The sequence below is a fragment of the Methylobacter arcticus genome, assembly GCF_050917435.1.
Taxonomy (GTDB): domain Bacteria; phylum Pseudomonadota; class Gammaproteobacteria; order Methylococcales; family Methylomonadaceae; genus Methylobacter_A; species Methylobacter_A titanis.
On record NZ_CP159583.1, the window covers coordinates 3539178 to 3558565 of the forward strand.

Sequence of the window (19388 nt, forward strand, 5' to 3'; positions counted from 1 at the left end):
CAGCTCCCCTAGACACAAAAAATCACTGCCTTATTCAGACAGTGATTTTGTAAACACAAAATACCTAAATTTAATTAACTTTTTTCTACCTGCCCAAACCCAAGCTCAACTGATGTTGAACGCCCAAAAATAAGGACCGAAATTTTTATTTTACTTTTTTCGTAATTAACTTCTTCAACGACACCATTGAAATCCTTAAATGGCCCATCAATAACTCTAATCACTTCACCAGCCTCAAACATAGTCTTAGGACGAGGCTTATTTATCCCATCTTCTACTCTATTAAGAATTCCCAGCGCTTCTTTTTCTGATATTGGCGCTGGACGATCAGAAGTTCCGCCGATAAATCCCAACACCTTTGGCACATCCTTGACCAAATGCCAAGTTTCGTCGGTTAAATCCATCTGAACCAAAACATATCCCGGAAAAAACTTTCGTTCACTTTTTCTTTGCTGCCCCATCCGCATTTCCACAACTTCTTCGGTAGGCACGAGGATCTTTCCAAAATATTGTTCCAGACCTTCTCGTTTTATCCTTTCCTCTAACGCTTGCTTAACTTTATTCTCAAAATTTGAGTAGGCGTGAACAACATACCAGCGTAGAGCCATTCCTTTATCCTCCTTGACCAGTTAAAAAACGCACACCCCAAAACAGGAACATATCCAGCAACCACAAAATTAAGCCGACAATGAAAACCATTGCAAATACCAGCAATGTAGTACGGACAGTCTCTTCACGCGTAGGCCAAATAACCTTCCTGACTTCCTGCTTGGCCTCCAAAACGAAACCCAAAAGATTCTGTCCCAGTCCCGTAGTGAGTATCAGACCCACCACAACAAGAATCACCACAACTAACCCAAGAACCCGGTATAAAAGTGATATTTCTGAAAAATAATAGAATGCAGCCACACCAGCGACCACAAAGATGACGGAAAATACTTGCTTAACAACATCAGAAACTGATGCCGACGCTTCTACCTGAGTGTTCATGTGTTATTTACTATGAAAATAGATTTGATACGCTTTAATCTGAATGGCAGGCCAGGAGGGTCTCGAACCCCCAACCCGCGGTTTTGGAGACCGCTATTCTACCAATTGAACTACTGACCTATTCAGACAAGCCTTACGTAAACTGCTATACTATACTAAATAATATTATTATTCAAGTATTGATGCAACGACGCCCGCACCTACTGTACGACCACCTTCACGGATTGCAAAACGCAAACCATCTTCCATGGCAATCGGTGAAATCAGCTTTACTTTTACTGAAATGTTATCGCCAGGCATCACCATTTCAACGCCTTCTGGTAACTCTACAGCACCTGTTACGTCAGTAGTTCTAAAATAGAACTGCGGACGATAGCCATTAAAGAAAGGCGTATGACGACCACCCTCTTCTTTTGACAAGATATAAATCTCTGAATTAAAGTACGAATGCGGTTTAATGGTACCCTTATGCGCCAATACCTGCCCACGCTCAACATCGTCTCTTTTGGTACCTCTCAAAAGAATGCCAACATTGTCGCCTGCTTGACCCTGATCAAGCAATTTGCGGAACATTTCCACACCGGTGCATGTTGTTGTCACTGTGGGCTTAATGCCGACAATTTCAATTTCCTGCCCAACCTTAACAATACCGCGCTCAATACGACCTGTTACCACTGTACCGCGGCCTGAGATTGAGAACACATCTTCGATAGGCATCAGGAATGCGCCATCTACCGCTCTTTCCGGCAAAGGAATGTAGGTGTCTAATGCTTCCACTAATTTCACCACCGAAGGAACCCCGATTTCGCTGGTATCGCCCTGCAATGCAAGTAAAGCTGAGCCTACGATAATTGGCGTATCATCACCTGGAAATTCGTACATATCCAATAATTCTCGAATTTCCATTTCGACCAATTCGATCAACTCCGCATCATCAACCATGTCCGCTTTGTTTAAGAAAACCACTACGTATGGCACGCCTACTTGCCTTGATAACAGAATGTGCTCTCTTGTTTGCGGCATTGGTCCATCAGCTGCCGAACAGACCAGAATAGCGCCGTCCATTTGCGCCGCACCGGTAATCATGTTTTTTACGTAATCAGCATGACCTGGGCAGTCAACGTGCGCATAATGACGCACCGCTGATTCATATTCGACGTGTGACGTGGAAATAGTAATACCACGCGCACGTTCTTCAGGTGCATTATCAATCTGATCAAAGGCCTTAACTTCTCCACCCTGGAGTTCAGCCATTACTTTTGTTAAAGCAGCAGTTAAGGTGGTTTTACCATGATCGACATGTCCTATTGTGCCGACGTTTACGTGGGGCTTACTACGCGAGAATTTTTCTTTGGCCATAAAAATACACCCCTAACAATCAACACAATACATGGAGCTCATAACCGGATTTGAACCGGTGACCTCTTCCTTACCAAGGAAGTGCTCTACCTACTGAGCTATATGAGCTTAATTTTACGAATATGGAGCGGGTGATGGGAATCGAACCCACGTGATCAGCTTGGAAGGCTGGAGTTCTACCATTGAACTACACCCGCAGATACTTTAAATAGATGGTGGAGGGGGGAGGATTCGAACCTCCGAAGGCAGAGCCGGCAGATTTACAGTCTGATCCCTTTGGCCGCTCGGGAACCCCTCCGTTATTGAATAACCCGTTTATTATCTTTTATTAACTTACCAGTGTCAACAACCAATTTAATTATTTAACAGCTAAATGCACAATCTTTAATTAATACCATTTTTAAATGATCACCATAAAATGCATCAAATGACATCAACCCCAAATAAATACCGTACAATAATTGTCTTATCCCGAATTCAATTTATTCATCACTACCGACATATCACCCGCCACCATCTGCACTAAATAGCTACGAGCAAGATCAAAAGCTGACGACATTGAATTCAGCTCATTTTTAGAGGGATTTGACAACACAAAATCTGCCACAACTTTTCCAGCCTGAGGCCGCCCGATGCCGACTCTTAATCGATAAAACTCTTTTGACCCAAGATGCGCAATAATGTCCCTCAAACCATTATGCCCGGCGTGGCCTCCGTCTTTTTTTAACTTCACCACGCCAACATCGAAATCCAACTCATCATGAATGACAAGTATTTCCTCCGGAACCAATCTATAGTAGCGAGCAACCTTACCCACAGCCTGACCGCTTCGATTCATAAAGGTAGTCGGCTTTAACAGCATTACTTTATTGCCCGCAACCCTAATTACAGCCAACAAACCATCAAATCTGGACTCATTTACCCAATCACAACCGAAATCGGATACCAATTCATCTAAAAACAAAAACCCGGCATTGTGCCGGGTTTTTTCGTACTGCTGACCAGGATTTCCCAAGCCAACTATAAGTTTTATCATGCTAAATTATTCAGACTCTTCCACAACATCATCTTTACTAGCTTTTGAAGCCATCATAGACGCAATAGGATGATCATGCTCAGGACCTTGCGCCAGAGCCACAATTTCAACGCCTGCAGGCATAACAATATCCGAAAGATGCAACGAGTCACCAATATCTAGGCCAGTCAGATCCACTTCGATATAATCAGGCAGTACAGGCGGCAAACAGGTAACTTCAACATCAATCATGGAATGAGCCGCAATACCGCCCTTTTTGCCGCCGATAGATGTATCCTCATTAATAAAATGCAAAGGCACATGCACTTTTAGCATCTCCGCCATATTTACTCGAAGGAAATCCATGTGCAAGACTTGAAATTTAGCAGGATGACGCTGCACAGCCTTCAGGATTACTTTCTCTGTTTTTCCATCGACCGTCATATCCAAAACGTGCGAATACACCGCCTCACGCGCAAGATGTTTAATTACTTCATTATGACTTAGCACAAGCATTTGAGGCTCGCTATGTCCACCGTATATTACCGCAGGCACATTACCTTTATGACGCGCTCTTCTGGCTGCGCTTTTACCTGATTGCCCACGACTTTCGGCAACAAACTCAAATACGTTAGACATTTTTCTCTCAACCCCGTGCCATTAAGCACAACAAATTAAATTTTTATCAATCTACAGCTATCAATCTACATAGAGCGAACTAACTGACTCGCCAACAGCTATGCGCCTAATGGTTTCAGCCAGCATTTCTGCAACACTTAACTGTCTTATTTTACCTGACACAGCCGCCTCATGGCTCTGCGGAATAGTGTCGGTAACAACTAATTCATCAAGCTCTGAACTATTTATATTTTTTAAAGCAGAACCTGACAACACCGCATGAGTACAATATGCAACTACTTTGATAGCGCCATGTTTCTTCAATGCCTCTGCTGCATGACAGAGCGTTCCTGCGGTATCGACTAAATCATCGATCAACACACATGTACGACTATCTACATCGCCAATTATATGCATAATTTCCGCTACGTTAGCTTTTGGTCGACGCTTATCTATAATCGCAAGATCGGCATCGTCCAAGCGCTTTGCAAGCGCCCTAGCTCTGACAACGCCGCCAACATCCGGCGAAACAACAATCAAATCTTTATATTTTTGCCGCCACACGTCACCAAGAAGAATTGGCGAAGAGTAAACATTATCCACAGGAATATCAAAAAAACCCTGAATTTGATCAGCATGCAAATCAACTGTTAATACTCGATCCGCACCTGCTTGCTCAATCATTTTTGCAACAAGTTTCGCGCTAATGGGGACTCGCGCTGAACGCGACCTTCTGTCCTGCCGAGCATAGCCATAATAGGGCATCACTGCTGTTATTCGTGACGCTGACGCCCTATTTAAAGCATCCATCATCACCAACAACTCCATCAGATTTTCATTTGTTGGCGAACAGGTCGGCTGAATAACAAAAACATCCTTACCACGAACATTTTCTTCAATCTCTACCGCGACTTCTCCATCACTAAATCTTCCGACGGTCGCCATTCCAAGACGCATATTGAGCTTCTTTACTATACCCTCTGACAAAGCCAAGTTAGCATTTCCAGAAAACACCATCACAGAGGTGTCACTCATCAAGCACTCCCAAATAGAATTCAACTTAGCGAGGTAAATGGCTGGGCCGCAAGGATTCGAACCTTGGTATGCGGAGATCAAAACCCCGTGCCTTACCGCTTGGCGACGGCCCAATAATTATGATATTCAGTTACCAGTCTTCAGCTTTGAAAACAAAGGAGATTCATTTACACCCTTCACCAGATAAACCCGCCATTTCTTTTGAAGTGACTGATAGGCACTGACTGCGGCTTTTTCAGAATCAAACTGTGCAAAAACACAAGCCCCTGTCCCGGTTAGCCTTGCCTCAGAAAATTCAGACAAATCAACCAAAGCGTCTTTAACAGGTTGGTAACGTTCGCGAACCACCCCAAGACAATCGTTTTGGTGCTGACCCGCTATAAAGTCGACTATTCTGATTGATTTACTAGTCCGTGTCAAATCTTTAGCTAAAAAAACTTCTTTCGTATCTACATGACAATCAGGCTTTATTAATACAACCCACTGTTCCGGAACATCTATTCTCTCAAGCTTTTCACCAACTCCTTCCGCCCATGATGAATAACCATATACAAACACCGGCACATCTGCTCCCAATGTCAAGCCGAGTTCCGCCAACCTTTCTCTTGATAAATTCAGATTCCATAGCTCGTTCAGCACAACCAAAGTCGTTGCCGCATCTGAACTACCGCCACCAAGTCCGCCCCCCATAGGCAGGTTTTTTTCGACCTCAATGCATACGCCTTGCTCGCAGCCAGTTTCTGCTTTTAACAGCTTTGCCGCCCTGATCGTCAGATCATCGGCTTCAGCTACACCAGGTATTGTTTTCTGCAAACTAACCACCCCGTTACCCACAGGATGAAATGTTATCCAATCACATAAATCTATGAATTGAAATACCGTCTGCAGCAAATGATACCCATCACTTCGTTGTCCGGTAATTCGCAACATTAAGTTCAATTTTGCCGGCGCCGGCCATCTTTCTGTCCAGACAGCCCGATTAATTTTTTTTAACGTCATTTACAACCCAGCGATCGATAATTAACTTTAACTTGACCTGCTTATTCATAACCGTCATTTTGTGCGGCATAGTACCATTATCAACCGGCTGCATTTGCTTATATTCGCTCAGCCATCCGGCCTGATTAAAGCCGGCATCGGTCTCCTTGTATGAGGCCGATGGCTCCGGCAAACCTACCACCCAATACCGCAGAGACAGCACAGGAACAAGCATGCCCAATTGCCGTTTAATAAACTCTTCAGGTTGCGTTGATGATTGCACATCGTCCCCACCTCGATCTATGGTGACAACATTACCTGCTAATGAAATAACAACTGCCCCCTGCCCCATGGGACCGGATAACCTTATTTTCTCTGCATCAGGACTATGCTCCCAGCTTATATTGGCCGACCAGGGATCACCTTCCCCCGTCAATGCCAATCGCCCTTCAAACGACCAAGATTCCAACTCATAGAGATGGAGCATTGCAGCCCTTGAATAACGCGCATCCGGCTCAACAGGAACAACGGAACAAGCCGACAATAAAAATATCAAGCACCCACCAACCAATAATCCTATTTTAAAATGCAGCACCCTATTTTTCACTACTCAATATTCTCTTTTGGAACTCCAGTAAATATTCATCTTCTGGTGCTTTTTTAATAGCCTCATCAAATATTTTTCTGGCCGCCTCTTTTCTATCCAAGTGCCACAACACTTCAGCAAGATGAGCTGCTATCTCACCTTCCTGCTGCTTTGCATACGCCCGCTCAAGATAACTCTTGGCTTGCTCAAGCTTTCCCAGTTTAAACTGTAGCCAGCCAAAACTATCCAAAATTACCGCCTCATCCGGCTGCAATTTAAGCGCATGCAGCAGATATTTTTCTGCCTCGACATAACGACCCGCATTAGCTAGCAAGCTATAACCCAATGCGTTTAAAGCCTCCGCATCATCGGGATATTTGATTAATATTTTTTTCAGGTCAGCCTCCAGTATATCCAACTTATTAATCCGCTCCGCCATTAACGCACGCGTATATAACAAGTCCCTTTGATCTGGCTGACTGGCCAATGCACCACTCAATAACCCAAAGGCTTTTTCATATTGCTTTTGCTGACTGAACAACCCAGCCTGCATCAAAATGATGCGCAGCCTCTGTTTTGGAAACTGACCCGCCAACAGTCCCAACCGCGAATCGGCTTTCTCGAATTCATTGTCTTTTACCAGCAATGATACTGCCGCAATTGCCGAGTCAAAAACCAACGGCCCGTCAGTTACTTTATCAAACCATGTCAACGCTTTTTGCGTATGCCCACGCTTTTCTTCTATTTTTCCCAGATAAAAACTCGCCTGATTTTGCCATTCAGGCTGACCAAGTAATTGTTTAAAGATATCCTCCGCCTTCTCGTCACGATCCAACTGCAAATGCACTAATGCCAGTGAAATCTGACTCTCAGCATCCTTCGGATCAGCCAAAACAATACCCTGATAAACCTCACCCGCCGCCTCGTATTCAGCCGCTTTTATTAACACCTGAGCCAGTAGTTTTTTAAACTTATCATTTTCAGGATATTTAACGGATGCATTTCTCAACAGGATTTTTGCTTTATTCAAATCCCCCGAAATTACCGCTATCTGGGCCTGGAATATTAATGCCTTATCCCAGCCGGGCTGAATACTCAAAGCCTGCTGCACTTTCTTTTCAGCAAGCGCATTATCTTTCATTTCCATAGCCAACAACGACTGCACAAAATAAACCACAGCCTGATCAGGATTTTTCGCCGCCAAGGCATCCAACACCCCATAAAAAAAATTCGTCTTGCCGTCTCTTTGCAAAACAGTGAACAATTCAAGCACTGTCTTTTCAAATTCAGCAGGATCCATTTTTAACACCGCATCCAGATGATCAACAGCAGCCTGTTTATCGCCGGTTCTTAATGCAGATAATGCGGCTATTTTTCTTGCCGTTGGATTCTTAGGATCTTGTTTTAACCATAAAGAAACCGCCTCATCCGTTTTATTGCCATCCCTCATATACATGGCAATCTTTGCCGCTCTTTCAGCAAACCTGGGATCATTAACACGCTTGGCGGCCTCCATGTAACCCTCCAACGCAATGGCATATTGACCTCTTTGTCCCGCAAGCTCTGCCGCCATTAGCATGTACATCACGTCTGGATCTATCGATGTTTTTACTTCACTTTGTTGCGTTTTTTCCTTGGGTTCGTCTATTGTTACAGGTTCAATCACTTCTTCCTGCGCACTCGGCTTCTCAGGTGAACTGGCGCAACCATTAAGAAACACGAGGATTAACACTGAAAACAATCTAAAAATTAACACACAGTCGTCCTATTAATTGCCCACATATATTTTGCCATAGATTATCAGAAAAACCAGTTGAGTCAGACAGCTGGTTTATTCCATTTGGATAAAGCCGTTATATTTCTTAGAATATACTTACATAATACAGTCGTTAAGGCCCAAGGTAAAAGGTTAGCCATTTAAAAAACCAACCTTGACCCTTGATCCTTGGATCTTTTTACCTTGAACCTAATCACATGACACTTCTTGCAGTTGGGATTAATTATAACACCGCGCCGGTCTCAATCCGTGAGCGCCTTTCATTCCCTGCCGAAATCCTTGGATCTTCGTTGCAGGAATTGTGGCACATCAAAGAAATCAGCGAAGCCGCGATATTGTCTACCTGTAACCGCACCGAATTTTACTGCACCTCAACTACAGCAAACAAACAAATCCTGATTGACTGGGTAGCCCAAAGCAAACAAATCAATGCCGACGATTTTATGCCTTATTTGTACTGCTATACCGATAGCGACCTGATCCGCCACATGTTTCGCGTAGCATGCGGCCTCGATTCGATGATTTTGGGAGAGCCGCAAATTCTTGGGCAAATGAAAACGGCTTATCAGACCGCCTATGATGCAGGGACCTTGGGTAAGCGCTTGGGCAGGCTTTTTCAACATACCTTTACCGCCGCCAAAAAGGTGCGCACCGATACCGCTATTGGTTCCAGCCCCGTATCGGTTGCCTTTGCCGCCGTGCAACTGGCACAGCAAATCTTCGATAAACTCAGCGAGCAGACTGCCCTTCTCATAGGCGCAGGCGAAACCATAGAACTGACCGCGCGGCATTTGTCGCAACAAGGCATCGGACGTATTATTATTGCCAACCGCACCTATGATAAAGCCCACGCCTTGGCCTTACAGTTTAACGGCTACGCGATCGACTTAACCGAACTGCCTATGCATCTGGCCGAAGCCGACATCGTTATCTCATCAACGGCAAGTCAACTGCCGATACTGGGCAAAGGCCGCGTTGAAAGCGCTCTAAAAAAACGCAAGCATAAACCGATGTTCATGGTAGACCTTGCCGTACCCCGGGATATTGAGGCTGAAGTTGAGCAACTTAGCGATGTGTACCTTTACACCATCGACGATCTGCAAAACACCATAGATAAAAATATGAATACCCGCCGACTAGCTGCTGAACAGGCCGAAGAAATCATCGACACCCAAGTCGACTACTTCTTAGCTTGGCTGCGCGCCCAAGGCGCTCAATCGACTATCCAGGATTATCGGAAGCAAGCCGAACAATCCCGTGATGCGGCCTTGCAGAAAGCCTTAGGCCTACTAAAAAGCGGCGTCCCCGCCGAACAAGCCCTTAACCGACTAGCCCATAGCCTGACTAACAAACTCATCCATACCCCCAGCACCCAAATCAGAGCCGCCGCCGAAAACCAACGCCACGATTTGATCGCCGCCGCCCGCGAAATTTTTAAATTAACTAACTCTCAATGAAACAATCCATACAACATAAACTCGAAAACCTGTGCGAACGCTATGACGAAATCGCCGCCTTACTTTCAGACCCTGAAGTACAAGGCAATCAAAACAAATTTCGCTCCTTAAGCCAGGAATACGCCCAAATTAATCCGCTGGTTGATTGCTACAAACGCTATCAACAGACGTTGGAAACGCTAGCATCAGCCAAGGAAATGGCCAATGACAGCGACCCGGAATTAAGGGAAATGGCCAAAGAGGAAGTAAACGACGCTGAAAACCAGCGGGATGCAATCGATCATGAAATGCAAGTGCTGTTACTGCCTAAAGACCCTAACGATAATCGCAATATTTTTATCGAAATCCGCGCCGGAACTGGCGGCGACGAAGCGGCGATCTTCTCCGGCGATCTTGCCCGCATGTATCAGCGTTATGCCGAGCGCAAAGGCTGGCAAACAGAAATTATCAACGAAAGTCACGGCGATCATGGCGGCTACAAAGAAGTCATACTGCGCGTTACCGGCAAGGATGTTTATTCCCAGTTAAAATTCGAATCCGGCGCACATCGGGTGCAGCGCGTGCCTGAAACCGAGTCGCAAGGACGCATCCATACTTCGGCCTGCACCGTCGCCATCATGCCGGAAGTCGACGAGGTTGACGCCATCGACATAAACCCAGCAGATCTTAAAGTCGACACCTTCCGCGCCTCAGGAGCCGGTGGACAGCACATCAACAAGACCGAATCGGCAATACGCATTACCCACATGCCAAGCGGCGTAGTGGTGGAGTGCCAAGATGAACGCTCGCAACATAAAAATCGCGCCAGAGCCATGTCTTTATTAGCATCGCGCTTGCTATCCGCCGAACAGGAAAAACACCATGCAGAACAATCGGCCACCCGAAAACTGCAAGTCGGCAGCGGCGACCGTTCCGAACGCATCCGCACCTACAACTACCCGCAAGGACGCTTAACCGATCACCGCATCAACCTGACCCTGTATAAACTCGACGACATCATGCAGGGTGGACTAGAGCATGTCCTGCAACCCCTGATCAGCGAACACCAAGCCGAACTGCTCACCCAGTTGGGCGAAGACTAAATCACATGCGCAGCATAAAATCCGTGCTGACAGACGCCGCCGACACACTGGCATTAGTCACCGATTCAGCCTTACTGGATGCGGAAGTTTTACTGTGCCTGGCAATTGACAAACCGCGCTCCCATCTTCGCGCCTGGCCGGACAAACCACTACAGCCCGAGCAACTGGCAACGTTCAGGGCGTTGCTTGAACAACGCCAACAAGGCACACCCATTGCCTATATCACCGGCAACAGGGAATTCTGGTCGCGGGATTTTCAGGTATCGCCTGACGTATTGATTCCCAGACCCGACACCGAACTGCTTATTGAGCTCAGTTTAAAGCTGATACCGGCAGATGAACCGGTCAAGATCATTGATCTGGGTACCGGCTCGGGCATTATTGCCATTACGCTGGCCGCTGAACGCCCTCATGCACAGATCAGCGCCACCGATATTAGCGTGGCCGCGTTAGCTATCGCCCGACTCAATGCTGACAAACACCACATCAACAATGTTCAGTTTTACCAAAGCAACTGGTATGCCGATGTTCCCGATAGCAAATTCGACCTAATTATCAGCAACCCGCCTTATATTGCAGAAGATGACAGCCATCTTCAGCAAGGCGATGTCCGGTTTGAACCGCAAACAGCCTTGTGCGCCGCAGAGCAGGGACTTGGTGATATTAAAATCATCGCCACCCTAGCTCGAAACCACTTGGAACCAAAAGGACACTTGCTGATTGAACATGGCTACGACCAGCAACAGCAAGTCCAAACCCTATTTAAAAATTTGCATTATGATAAAGTACAAACCTATAAAGACTTATCCGGGCAACCCCGAGTGACTTATGGCCTATGGAACCCTTAACTATCATGACCCAAGAACAGATCCAAATTCCGCGCAAAATCATCAATCAGTTATTGCATCTTGCGCAAATCTCGCCGGATCTTGAAGTATGCGGACTTATCGGCGCTAAAAACGGCCTGCCGTGCAGCTGTTATCCCGTTAAAAATATCGCAGAACACCCGCAGCTGAGCTTCCAGCTTGATGCTGCCCAACAAATCTCAGCCATGGCTAAAATGCGAGAGCAGGATGAACAACTATTTGCTATCTATCATTCTCACCCGACCGCACCGGCAACACCATCAATCACCGATCTAAAACTCGCGTCCTACCCCCATGCGCTGTACCTGATCATTTCACTCGATACTAAAGGTATTTTAGAAATGCGCTGTTTTAAAATTGATCATCAATCAGCCCAAGAAATAGCGCTGTCCTTAAGCGACGATGCGTAAATTATAATAACAAGTCCCACTTTAAGAGAGAAAACACCCGATGGAACCATTTACCAACATACGCGCACTCATCATCGACATGGATGGCGTTTTATGGCACGGCGAGCAGCCGATGCCCGGATTGACTGATTTTTTTCAAACCTTACGCGACCAACAAATACCCTTTATTCTGGCAACCAATAACGCCAGCCTGACACAGGAACAGTATGTCACTAAGCTGGCACTGATGGGCGTAGAAGTAACCCGCGATGAAATCCTAACCTCCAGCATGGCAACGGCCCTATACCTGAACGAGCATAACAACCCGACGAACAGCCGCGTATTTGTGATTGGCGAAGATGGCGCTAGACAGCCGCTTATTGAACGCGGATTTACCCTAACCGGACTGTATGAATTAAATGATGACAAAACCAATCCCAATAAGGGTGCTGACATTGTTGTCTGCGGCATGGATAAAACCTTGTCTTGGGACAAACTGGCGACCGCTACGCTGAATATTCGCGCCGGAGCCCAATTCATCGGCACCAATGCCGATACCACGTTGCCGACAGAACGCGGCCTCACCCACGGCAACGGCGCAATTCTGGCCGCATTAACGGCTGCCACCGGCGTAACGCCGACCATCATCGGCAAGCCCGAACCCATCATCTATCAGCAAGCCCTGACGTTGCTGGGTGCTGACCCTGCGCAAACAGTGGCTATCGGCGATCGACTGGAAACCGACATTCTTGGTGCCGTTCGTACCGGCATACGCAGCCTGATGGTTTTATCGGGCGTGTCCACCGAAGAAGATATTACAGCAGCGGATTATCAACCAACCTGGGTTATGCCCGACATCCGCGCGGTAACCCAAGCGTTGAAAAACTGATGATTAGTGCTCTTGATACGCATTACCGCTAATTGCCCGGACCTACCATAAGCGCTATCATAAAAAAACCTGAATCTACCGGAGCCGCTGCAATGAAAAAATTCATCAATAACATTGATAATCTGCTAGCCGAAAGCCTCTCAGGCTTTGCCAAAGCCCATGCCGATATAGTCCAACTCAGCAGCCAACCTAATTTTATAAGACGCATAAAACCCACTGCGCCTGGCAAAGTTGCGCTGATTTCCGGCGGCGGTTCAGGTCATGAGCCGTTGCATACCGGCTTTGTCGGTTTGGGCATGCTGGATGCCGCCTGTCCAGGCCAAGTATTCACCTCCCCTACCCCCGACCAAATGTTGGCTGCGGCGCAGGCTGTTGAAAACGGCGGCGGGGTTTTGTTCATCGTAAAAAACTATGCCGGCGACGTGATGAATTTCGAAATCGCCGCTGAAATGCTCGACTGCCAAAACGAAACCCTACTGGTGAGCGATGACGTTTCTTTCCCAAAAACCCACAGCACCGGGCGGCGCGGCGTTGCAGGCACGCTGATTGTGGAAAAAATCGTCGGCGCAGCCGCAGAAGCCGGTGCTGATTTGGCCGCCTGCAAAGCATTGGGCGATCGAGTCAACCTTGCCACTGCGTCCATGGGCGTGGCCTTAAGCAGTTGCACTGTACCTGCCTTGGGCAAACCTACTTTCGACATGGGTGACAACGAAATCGAAATGGGGGTCGGCATTCATGGCGAACCAGGACGTGAGCGTATAGCCATGCGCAGCGCCTCCGAAATTGTCGACTATCTGGCAAACATGATTAATGACGATCTGAAGCCGCAAAAAGGCCAATCCGCGTTATTGCATGTCAACGGCTTCGGTGCGACACCGTTAATGGAGCTGCACCTTATTTATCAACTGGCCTCCGAATACTGGGAAAAACGCGGCGTTAACATCTGCCGTTCCCTGGTCGGCAACTACACCACCTCACTCGATATGGCGGGCTGCTCTATCACCCTGAGCCTGCTTGACGAAGAGCTGCTCCGCCTGTGGGATGCTCCCGTCCATACGGCGGCCTTACGCTGGGGCTGTTAAACGCTCCGCAGCACGCCGACCAGCGCACCAATCATTAACTGACTGGTTTTAGCGCCTGCATCAATATGGCCCCGACTGCGCTCCTCCAAAAAAGAAGCGCGCCCCTTGGTAGCCAACATGTCCCGGGTAGATTCCATGCCCACAATGGCTGTCTGTGCGACATTGCCCAAAACATCAGCTAATGCAGCCCCATCAGCTGCGCCCTGCCGCAAGCTTGCCGCTACCGGAATCAACACATCCAGCATCGTTTTCTCACCGGCATCGGCCTTTCCTCGCAGCTTTACCGCATCCACGCCGCTGCTGAATATCTCGGCAAAAGCCTGCAAATCCAAAGTCCGTTCGGCTCTGCTCACGACAGGCCGGTCGCGAGCAGCCTTGCTCATCGCAACAAACAGCGTACCGTATAAAGAACCCGACGCGCCGCCTACCGCCGTCATCATAGTCATACCGATTTTCTGCCAGGCCGCAACCCAATCAAGTTGCGCCAACTCATCGCTTTGCGCGACCAGCGCCTTGATGCCGCGCTGTAGATTAGTCACATGATCGCCGTCGCCTATAGCCTGATCCAGGGCAGTCACTTCTTCGGCATTCGTTTCGATTACCTGATCTATTGCCTGAATCAGGCTGGGTAATAATGCTGGAACAAATTGCATGGCATTCTCCAAGTCAAAAAAGTCATTAGGTGATGCCCATCCCTCACCCGTCTTACAAATCATACCCCAAGGCGCACATCCTAAGTTAGTGCGCATTTATTCGACGGTCATATTCGTCTGTCGACTAATACAGCTTGAATTAATCATCGACAAAAGCTATGGTTTGCCCGCAATTATAACGAACATCCATCATGCCCGATTTAAATGCCTATTTTCTTGATGTGCAAAGTCACTCAGGAGAACGTTAAAATCTGATTACAAACCTGATGTTATGGTTACCCAAAAAAGTCTTGCCTAATGCTGTTTCCGATATAAGGATATTTTCTATAGAGCAATACTTATCTGGATTAACGATACTCTCACCCTCTTATCGACAAGGTTACTATAAATGTCCATTTCACAGACCGTTCTTGAAAACATCATCCGCGAAGCCGGGTCGATTGCGATGACTTACTTTAAAGACCTGAAAAACTTAGAAGTGACAAAAAAAAGTCCCCGCGACCTGGTCACCGATGCCGACGTGGCGGTTGAAGCTTTTTTACAGGAATCACTTGCCAAACATTACCCGCAATTCGGTTTTTGGGGAGAAGAAAGCGGACAAAGCGCCAATCAAACTAACCGCTGGATTGTCGACCCGATTGATGGAACGCACTCATTTTCAAGAGGCCAGTACTTCTGGGGCATCAGCGTCGCTCTGGAAATTGACCAAGAACTCATATTCGGCGCCGTCTATGCGCCGGCACTGGATGATTATTATGCCGCCGAAAAAGACAAAGGAGCCTGGAAAAACGGTCAAGCCATTGCCGTCTCCAACGAAAGCAACCTTGCCGATGCAATGGTCGCAACCGGATTCGCCTGCTTGCGCTCTTACTTAAAAGAAAACAACCTGCAACGGTTTTGCCGGATCGCCGAGATAACAACCGGGCAGCGCCGTTTCGGCTCGGCGGCAATCGATTTATGCCTGGTTGCGGATGGCCAAGTTGATGCTTTTTGGGAACAGGAGTTGAACCTGTATGACGTTGCCGCCGGCGCATTGATTGCCAACGAAGCGGGAGCCACGGTTACCGACTTTCAAGGCAATAAAGGGCTATTTCCCAAGCAAATCCTGGTAACAAACGGCAAGATTCTTAAACAGATACTGCCATTGATGTAACTCCCAGCTAATGCAATGCCAGATTGAAACCCCAAACAGCACGCATAAAAAAACCACCCAACCCCGCGAAAGATTGGATGGTTTGTGCCGGGATGCGATTTGACAGCTTATGCAGTTAATCGCGCGGGCAGGAAACATTGCCCATATATACGCTTACTTTAACTTTTCTTTCAGCATCTTGTTAACTTCGCCGGGGTTGGCCTTGCCCTGCATTTCTTTCATCACTTGGCCGACAAAAAAGCCAAAGACCTTATCTTTACCGCTACGGTATTGCTCAACCTGACCCTGATTATCGGCAATAATTTTATCGATAATGGCTTCTATCGCGCCGGTATCGGTGATCTGTTTCAAGCCTTTGGCTTCGATAATTTCATCGGCTGTCGCTGTACCCTGCCACAGCTCTTCAAACACTTGTTTGGCTATTTTGCCGGAAATAGTGTCGTCGCTGATGCGCATTAACAACCCGGCAAGACGCTCGTGACTGACTGGCGAGTCGATGATTTCCAGACCGGCTTTGTTAAGCGCCGCTAATAGATCACCCGTCAGCCAGTTGGCGCACATTTTTGCTTCGCAGCCCGACTCTTTAACCACGGTTTCGAAATAATCACCGAGCTGCCGCGAGGATGTCAGTATCGTCGCGTTCTCTTCATCCAACGCATAGCTATCTTTAAAGCGCTGTTTTTTTGCTTGGGGCAATTCCGGTAATTGGGCTTTTATTTGCGCTTTAAAGTCTTCATCGACCAGCACCGGCAACAGATCTGGATCGGGAAAATACCGGTAATCGTTAGCCTCTTCCTTGCTGCGCATGGAACGGGTTTCATCCTTGTCGGAATCATAAAGCCGGGTTTCCTGAACCACTTTGCCGCCGCTTTCTATCAGCTCTATTTGCCGCTCGACTTCGTGATTGATGGCTTTTTCGACAAACTTGAACGAGTTGATGTTTTTGATCTCGGCTCGTGTGCCGAATGCTTTCTGGCCTTTGGGACGCACCGATACGTTGGCATCGCAACGGAACGAGCCTTCCTGCATGTTGCCGTCGCAGATACCCAGATAGCGCACCAGTTCGTGCATTTTGCGCATATAAGCTACAGCTTCCTTGGCCGAACTCATTTCCGGTTCGGACACAATTTCCAGCAACGGCGTACCGGCACGGTTTAAATCAATACCGGTCAAGCCGTGAAAATTTTCATGCAGCGATTTTCCGGCGTCTTCTTCCAGATGAGCGCGGGTGATGCCGATGCGTTTGCTGGCGCCATCAACGTCAATATCCAAATGGCCGATGCCGACAATAGGCAGTTCCATCTGGCTGATTTGATAGCCTTTGGGCAAGTCAGGGTAAAAATAATTTTTTCTGGCAAACACCGAATACGGCGCGATATGCGCCTCTACAGCCATGCCGAAGATGACCGCCATGCGCACAGCTTCTTTATTCAATACCGGCAGTACGCCCGGCAAGCCTAAATCGACCGCACAGGCCTGGGTATTGGGTTCCGCGCCGTAAGCGGTAGAAGCACCTGAAAAAATCTTTGATTTGGTGGCGAGTTGGGCGTGAATTTCCAAGCCGATTACTGTTTCCCATTGTGATCTCATCTGTTTACTCCTTACTCGAAACCTTTAGGTATCTGTGTATGCCAATCAGTGACTTGCTGATACTGATGGGCGATATTCAACAACTTATCTTCGGCAAAATAATTGCCGATGATCTGCAAACCAACGGGCTTGCCTTCGGAAAATCCTGCGGGAACCGACATCGCCGGAACCCCGGCAAGATTGATTGCAATCGTGTAAATATCGGATAAATACATTTCAATCGGGTTGTCGATTTTCTCGCCGATGCCGAAAGCGGTGGATGGCGTGACCGGCCCCATCATCACATCGACTTCCGACAGCGCCCTTTTGAAGTCTTCGCTAATCAGACGGCGGATTTTTTGCGCCTTAATATAATAAGCGTCGTAATAACCGGCTGACAGCGCATAAGTGCCCATCAGGATACGACGCTTAACTTCCTTACCAAAGCCTTCGCCGCGTGAACGGGTATACAGATCGGCTAAATCCGCCGGATTTTCACAACGATAACCGAAACGCACGCCGTCAAAACGCGACAGGTTGGCGGAGCATTCGGCCGGAGCAATCACATAATAAGCGGGAATGGCTAGCTTAAGGCTGGGCATGGAAACTTCCGCAACCGTAGCACCTAATTTCCGGTATTCGTTAATAGCAGCTTCAAGCGTTGCCGCCACATCGCTATTTAATCCCTCGCCGAAAAATTCTTTGGGCAAGCCGATTTTTAAACCTTCAAGACTGTTGCTTAAGCCAGCTCTATAATCGGGAACCGGCAAATCGACGCTGGTTGAATCCTTGTCATCAAAACCGGCCATAGTTTGCAGCATGATCGCAGCATCTTCGGCGTTGCGAGTCATCGGACCGCCTTGATCCAGACTGGAGGCATAAGCGATCATGCCGTAACGGGATACTCGTCCATAAGTTGGTTTTAAGCCGGTAATGCCGCAAAGTGCGGCAGGCTGACGTATCGAACCGCCGGTATCGGTACCGGTTGCACAGGCTGCAAGCCTTGCTGCAACCGCTGCCGCCGAACCGCCGGAAGATCCGCCGGGTACGGTATTGGTATCCCAGGGATTTTTGACTGCGCCGTAATAACTGGTTTCGTTGGAGGAACCCATCGCAAACTCGTCCATATTCAGCTTGCCCAGCATCACCGCACCGGCACTATTAAATTTATCCACCACTGTTGCATTATAGGGTGCAATAAAATTATCCAACATTTTTGAACCGCAGCTGGTTTTAATGCCTTCGGTGCAGAAAATATCTTTTTGCGCCATCGGAATGCCGGTTAACAACTCTGCCTTGCCTGTTGCCAACCTTAGGTCCGCGGCTTTGGCTGACTGCAAAGCTTGTTCTTCGGTAACCGTGATATAAGCATTAAGTGAGTGGTGTTGTTTGATTCTGTCTAAAAAAGCCAAGGTCAAGTCCACGCTGGAAAACTCACCGGAACGCAAACCCTTGGCTAATTCTGCAATTGTTTTGTTATACATATGTGTTATTTTTTCCCGTTACTCAATGACTTTGGGTACTAAATAAAGCCCCGCTTCTACTTGTGGCGCAATAGCCTGAAATTTTTCGCGGTCGACTTGCTCGGTGACTACATCGGCACGCAATCTTTGCACTTGATCCATCGGGTGAGCCATAGGTTCGACGCCATCGGTGTCAAGATCGTTCATCTGCGTCATCAAATCCAGCATCCCGGACAAATCTTTTGCATAAGAGCCAATGTCCCGCTCCTCTATTCCCAGTCGCGCTAAATGTGCACAATCTTTGACTTCACTTACGGTTAAAGACACGATTAACTCCCAATAAAAATTTCAGAAACTCTATAATTAATACGTTTATAATACTTTATATCTTGCTCAAATACCCGCTTGATTGATAAAGTAATACAAT

20 protein-coding genes and 5 tRNA genes are annotated in these 19388 nt (G+C 47.4%); 7 read left to right on the plus strand and 18 right to left on the minus strand.

Annotation, left to right across the window (positions count from 1 at the left end; all coding sequences use genetic code 11):
• Positions 1–74 precede the first annotated feature (74 nt).
• The 14 genes from nusG to ABXJ76_RS16960 all read right to left on the minus strand — a co-directional run bounded on the left by nusG (position 75) and on the right by ABXJ76_RS16960 (position 8337).
• Positions 75–608: a transcription termination/antitermination protein NusG gene (gene nusG / locus ABXJ76_RS16895; protein ID WP_432742198.1), complete on the minus strand. Its 534-nt coding sequence runs from the start codon at positions 606–608 to the stop codon at positions 75–77.
• Between the two features lie 4 nt (positions 609–612).
• Positions 613–990: a preprotein translocase subunit SecE gene (gene secE, locus ABXJ76_RS16900; RefSeq protein WP_432742199.1), complete on the minus strand. Its 378-nt coding sequence runs from the start codon at positions 988–990 to the stop codon at positions 613–615.
• Between the two features lie 44 nt (positions 991–1034).
• Positions 1035–1110, minus strand: a tRNA-Trp gene (locus ABXJ76_RS16905).
• 48 nt (positions 1111–1158) lie between these two features.
• Positions 1159–2349: an elongation factor Tu gene (tuf, locus tag ABXJ76_RS16910; protein WP_432742201.1), complete on the minus strand. Its 1191-nt coding sequence runs from the start codon at positions 2347–2349 to the stop codon at positions 1159–1161.
• A 32-nt stretch (positions 2350–2381) separates the two neighbouring features.
• Positions 2382–2457: transfer RNA gene (locus ABXJ76_RS16915), tRNA-Thr, on the minus strand.
• Positions 2458–2472: 15 nt separating this feature from the next.
• A tRNA-Gly gene (locus ABXJ76_RS16920) sits at positions 2473–2546 on the minus strand.
• Between the two features lie 16 nt (positions 2547–2562).
• Positions 2563–2647: transfer RNA gene (locus tag ABXJ76_RS16925), tRNA-Tyr, on the minus strand.
• A 168-nt stretch (positions 2648–2815) separates the two neighbouring features.
• Entirely contained in the window at positions 2816–3385 is a 570-nt protein-coding gene (gene pth / locus ABXJ76_RS16930) for an aminoacyl-tRNA hydrolase (protein WP_432742203.1), read from the minus strand.
• A 6-nt stretch (positions 3386–3391) separates the two neighbouring features.
• A complete protein-coding gene (locus tag ABXJ76_RS16935) occupies positions 3392–4003 on the minus strand; it encodes a 50S ribosomal protein L25/general stress protein Ctc (protein WP_432742205.1) in 612 nt (203 codons plus the stop codon).
• Between the two features lie 60 nt (positions 4004–4063).
• Positions 4064–5017, minus strand: a complete 954-nt coding sequence (locus ABXJ76_RS16940; RefSeq protein WP_432742206.1) for a ribose-phosphate diphosphokinase — start codon at positions 5015–5017, stop codon at positions 4064–4066.
• 38 nt (positions 5018–5055) lie between these two features.
• Positions 5056–5130: transfer RNA gene (locus tag ABXJ76_RS16945), tRNA-Gln, on the minus strand.
• A 13-nt stretch (positions 5131–5143) separates the two neighbouring features.
• Positions 5144–6016 (minus strand): 4-(cytidine 5'-diphospho)-2-C-methyl-D-erythritol kinase, encoded by an 873-nt coding sequence (gene ispE / locus ABXJ76_RS16950; RefSeq protein ID WP_432742207.1) that lies wholly within the window; start codon positions 6014–6016, stop codon positions 5144–5146.
• On the minus strand, positions 5997–6602 hold the full coding sequence (gene lolB / locus ABXJ76_RS16955; RefSeq protein ID WP_432742209.1) for a lipoprotein insertase outer membrane protein LolB: 606 nt from the start codon (positions 6600–6602) through the stop codon (positions 5997–5999). The genes ispE and lolB overlap by 20 nt, the downstream gene beginning before the upstream one ends.
• Positions 6592–8337 (minus strand): tetratricopeptide repeat protein, encoded by a 1746-nt coding sequence (locus ABXJ76_RS16960; RefSeq protein ID WP_432742211.1) that lies wholly within the window; start codon positions 8335–8337, stop codon positions 6592–6594. Before ABXJ76_RS16960 ends, lolB begins: the two co-directional genes overlap by 11 nt.
• Positions 8338–8555: 218 nt before the next feature.
• Here ABXJ76_RS16960 and hemA point away from each other — a divergent pair, with 218 nt between their 5' ends.
• The 6 genes from hemA (at position 8556) to dhaK (ending at position 14123) form a co-directional block, all read left to right on the plus strand.
• Positions 8556–9815, plus strand: a complete 1260-nt coding sequence (gene hemA / locus ABXJ76_RS16965) for a glutamyl-tRNA reductase (protein ID WP_432742213.1) — start codon at positions 8556–8558, stop codon at positions 9813–9815.
• The gene (gene prfA / locus ABXJ76_RS16970; RefSeq protein WP_432742215.1) at positions 9812–10897 is read left to right on the plus strand and encodes a peptide chain release factor 1; all 1086 of its coding nucleotides are present in this window, start codon (positions 9812–9814) and stop codon (positions 10895–10897) included. Before hemA ends, prfA begins: the two co-directional genes overlap by 4 nt.
• Positions 10898–10902: 5 nt before the next feature.
• Positions 10903–11745, plus strand: a complete 843-nt coding sequence (gene prmC, locus ABXJ76_RS16975; protein WP_432742217.1) for a peptide chain release factor N(5)-glutamine methyltransferase — start codon at positions 10903–10905, stop codon at positions 11743–11745.
• 5 nt (positions 11746–11750) lie between these two features.
• Positions 11751–12173, plus strand: a complete 423-nt coding sequence (locus ABXJ76_RS16980) for a Mov34/MPN/PAD-1 family protein (protein ID WP_432742219.1) — start codon at positions 11751–11753, stop codon at positions 12171–12173.
• Between the two features lie 40 nt (positions 12174–12213).
• Positions 12214–13041 (plus strand): HAD-IIA family hydrolase, encoded by an 828-nt coding sequence (locus ABXJ76_RS16985; RefSeq protein WP_432742221.1) that lies wholly within the window; start codon positions 12214–12216, stop codon positions 13039–13041.
• Positions 13042–13133: 92 nt separating this feature from the next.
• Positions 13134–14123: a dihydroxyacetone kinase subunit DhaK gene (dhaK, locus tag ABXJ76_RS16990; protein WP_432742223.1), complete on the plus strand. Its 990-nt coding sequence runs from the start codon at positions 13134–13136 to the stop codon at positions 14121–14123.
• Here the strand turns inward: dhaK and dhaL are convergent.
• Positions 14120–14776, minus strand: coding sequence for a dihydroxyacetone kinase subunit DhaL (gene dhaL / locus ABXJ76_RS16995; RefSeq protein ID WP_432742225.1), 657 nt, complete (start codon positions 14774–14776; stop codon positions 14120–14122). The genes dhaK and dhaL overlap by 4 nt on opposite strands.
• A 388-nt stretch (positions 14777–15164) precedes the next feature.
• Between dhaL and ABXJ76_RS17000 the strand changes: the two genes are divergently transcribed.
• Positions 15165–15929 (plus strand): inositol monophosphatase family protein, encoded by a 765-nt coding sequence (locus tag ABXJ76_RS17000; RefSeq protein WP_432742227.1) that lies wholly within the window; start codon positions 15165–15167, stop codon positions 15927–15929.
• A gap of 153 nt (positions 15930–16082) precedes the next feature.
• Here the strand turns inward: ABXJ76_RS17000 and gatB are convergent, their stop codons facing one another.
• From gatB to gatC, 3 genes are read right to left on the minus strand one after another with little or no spacing between them, the layout of a single operon-like run.
• Positions 16083–17519 carry an Asp-tRNA(Asn)/Glu-tRNA(Gln) amidotransferase subunit GatB gene (gene gatB / locus ABXJ76_RS17005; RefSeq protein WP_432742229.1) on the minus strand — a complete coding sequence of 479 codons (1437 nt, stop codon included), beginning with the start codon at positions 17517–17519 and terminating at the stop codon, positions 16083–16085.
• Between the two features lie 11 nt (positions 17520–17530).
• Positions 17531–18982 carry an Asp-tRNA(Asn)/Glu-tRNA(Gln) amidotransferase subunit GatA gene (gatA, locus tag ABXJ76_RS17010; RefSeq protein WP_432742230.1) on the minus strand — a complete coding sequence of 484 codons (1452 nt, stop codon included), beginning with the start codon at positions 18980–18982 and terminating at the stop codon, positions 17531–17533.
• An 18-nt stretch (positions 18983–19000) separates the two neighbouring features.
• Positions 19001–19288, minus strand: coding sequence for an Asp-tRNA(Asn)/Glu-tRNA(Gln) amidotransferase subunit GatC (gene gatC / locus ABXJ76_RS17015; protein WP_432742232.1), 288 nt, complete (start codon positions 19286–19288; stop codon positions 19001–19003).
• Between the last annotated feature and the right edge of the window lie 100 nt (positions 19289–19388).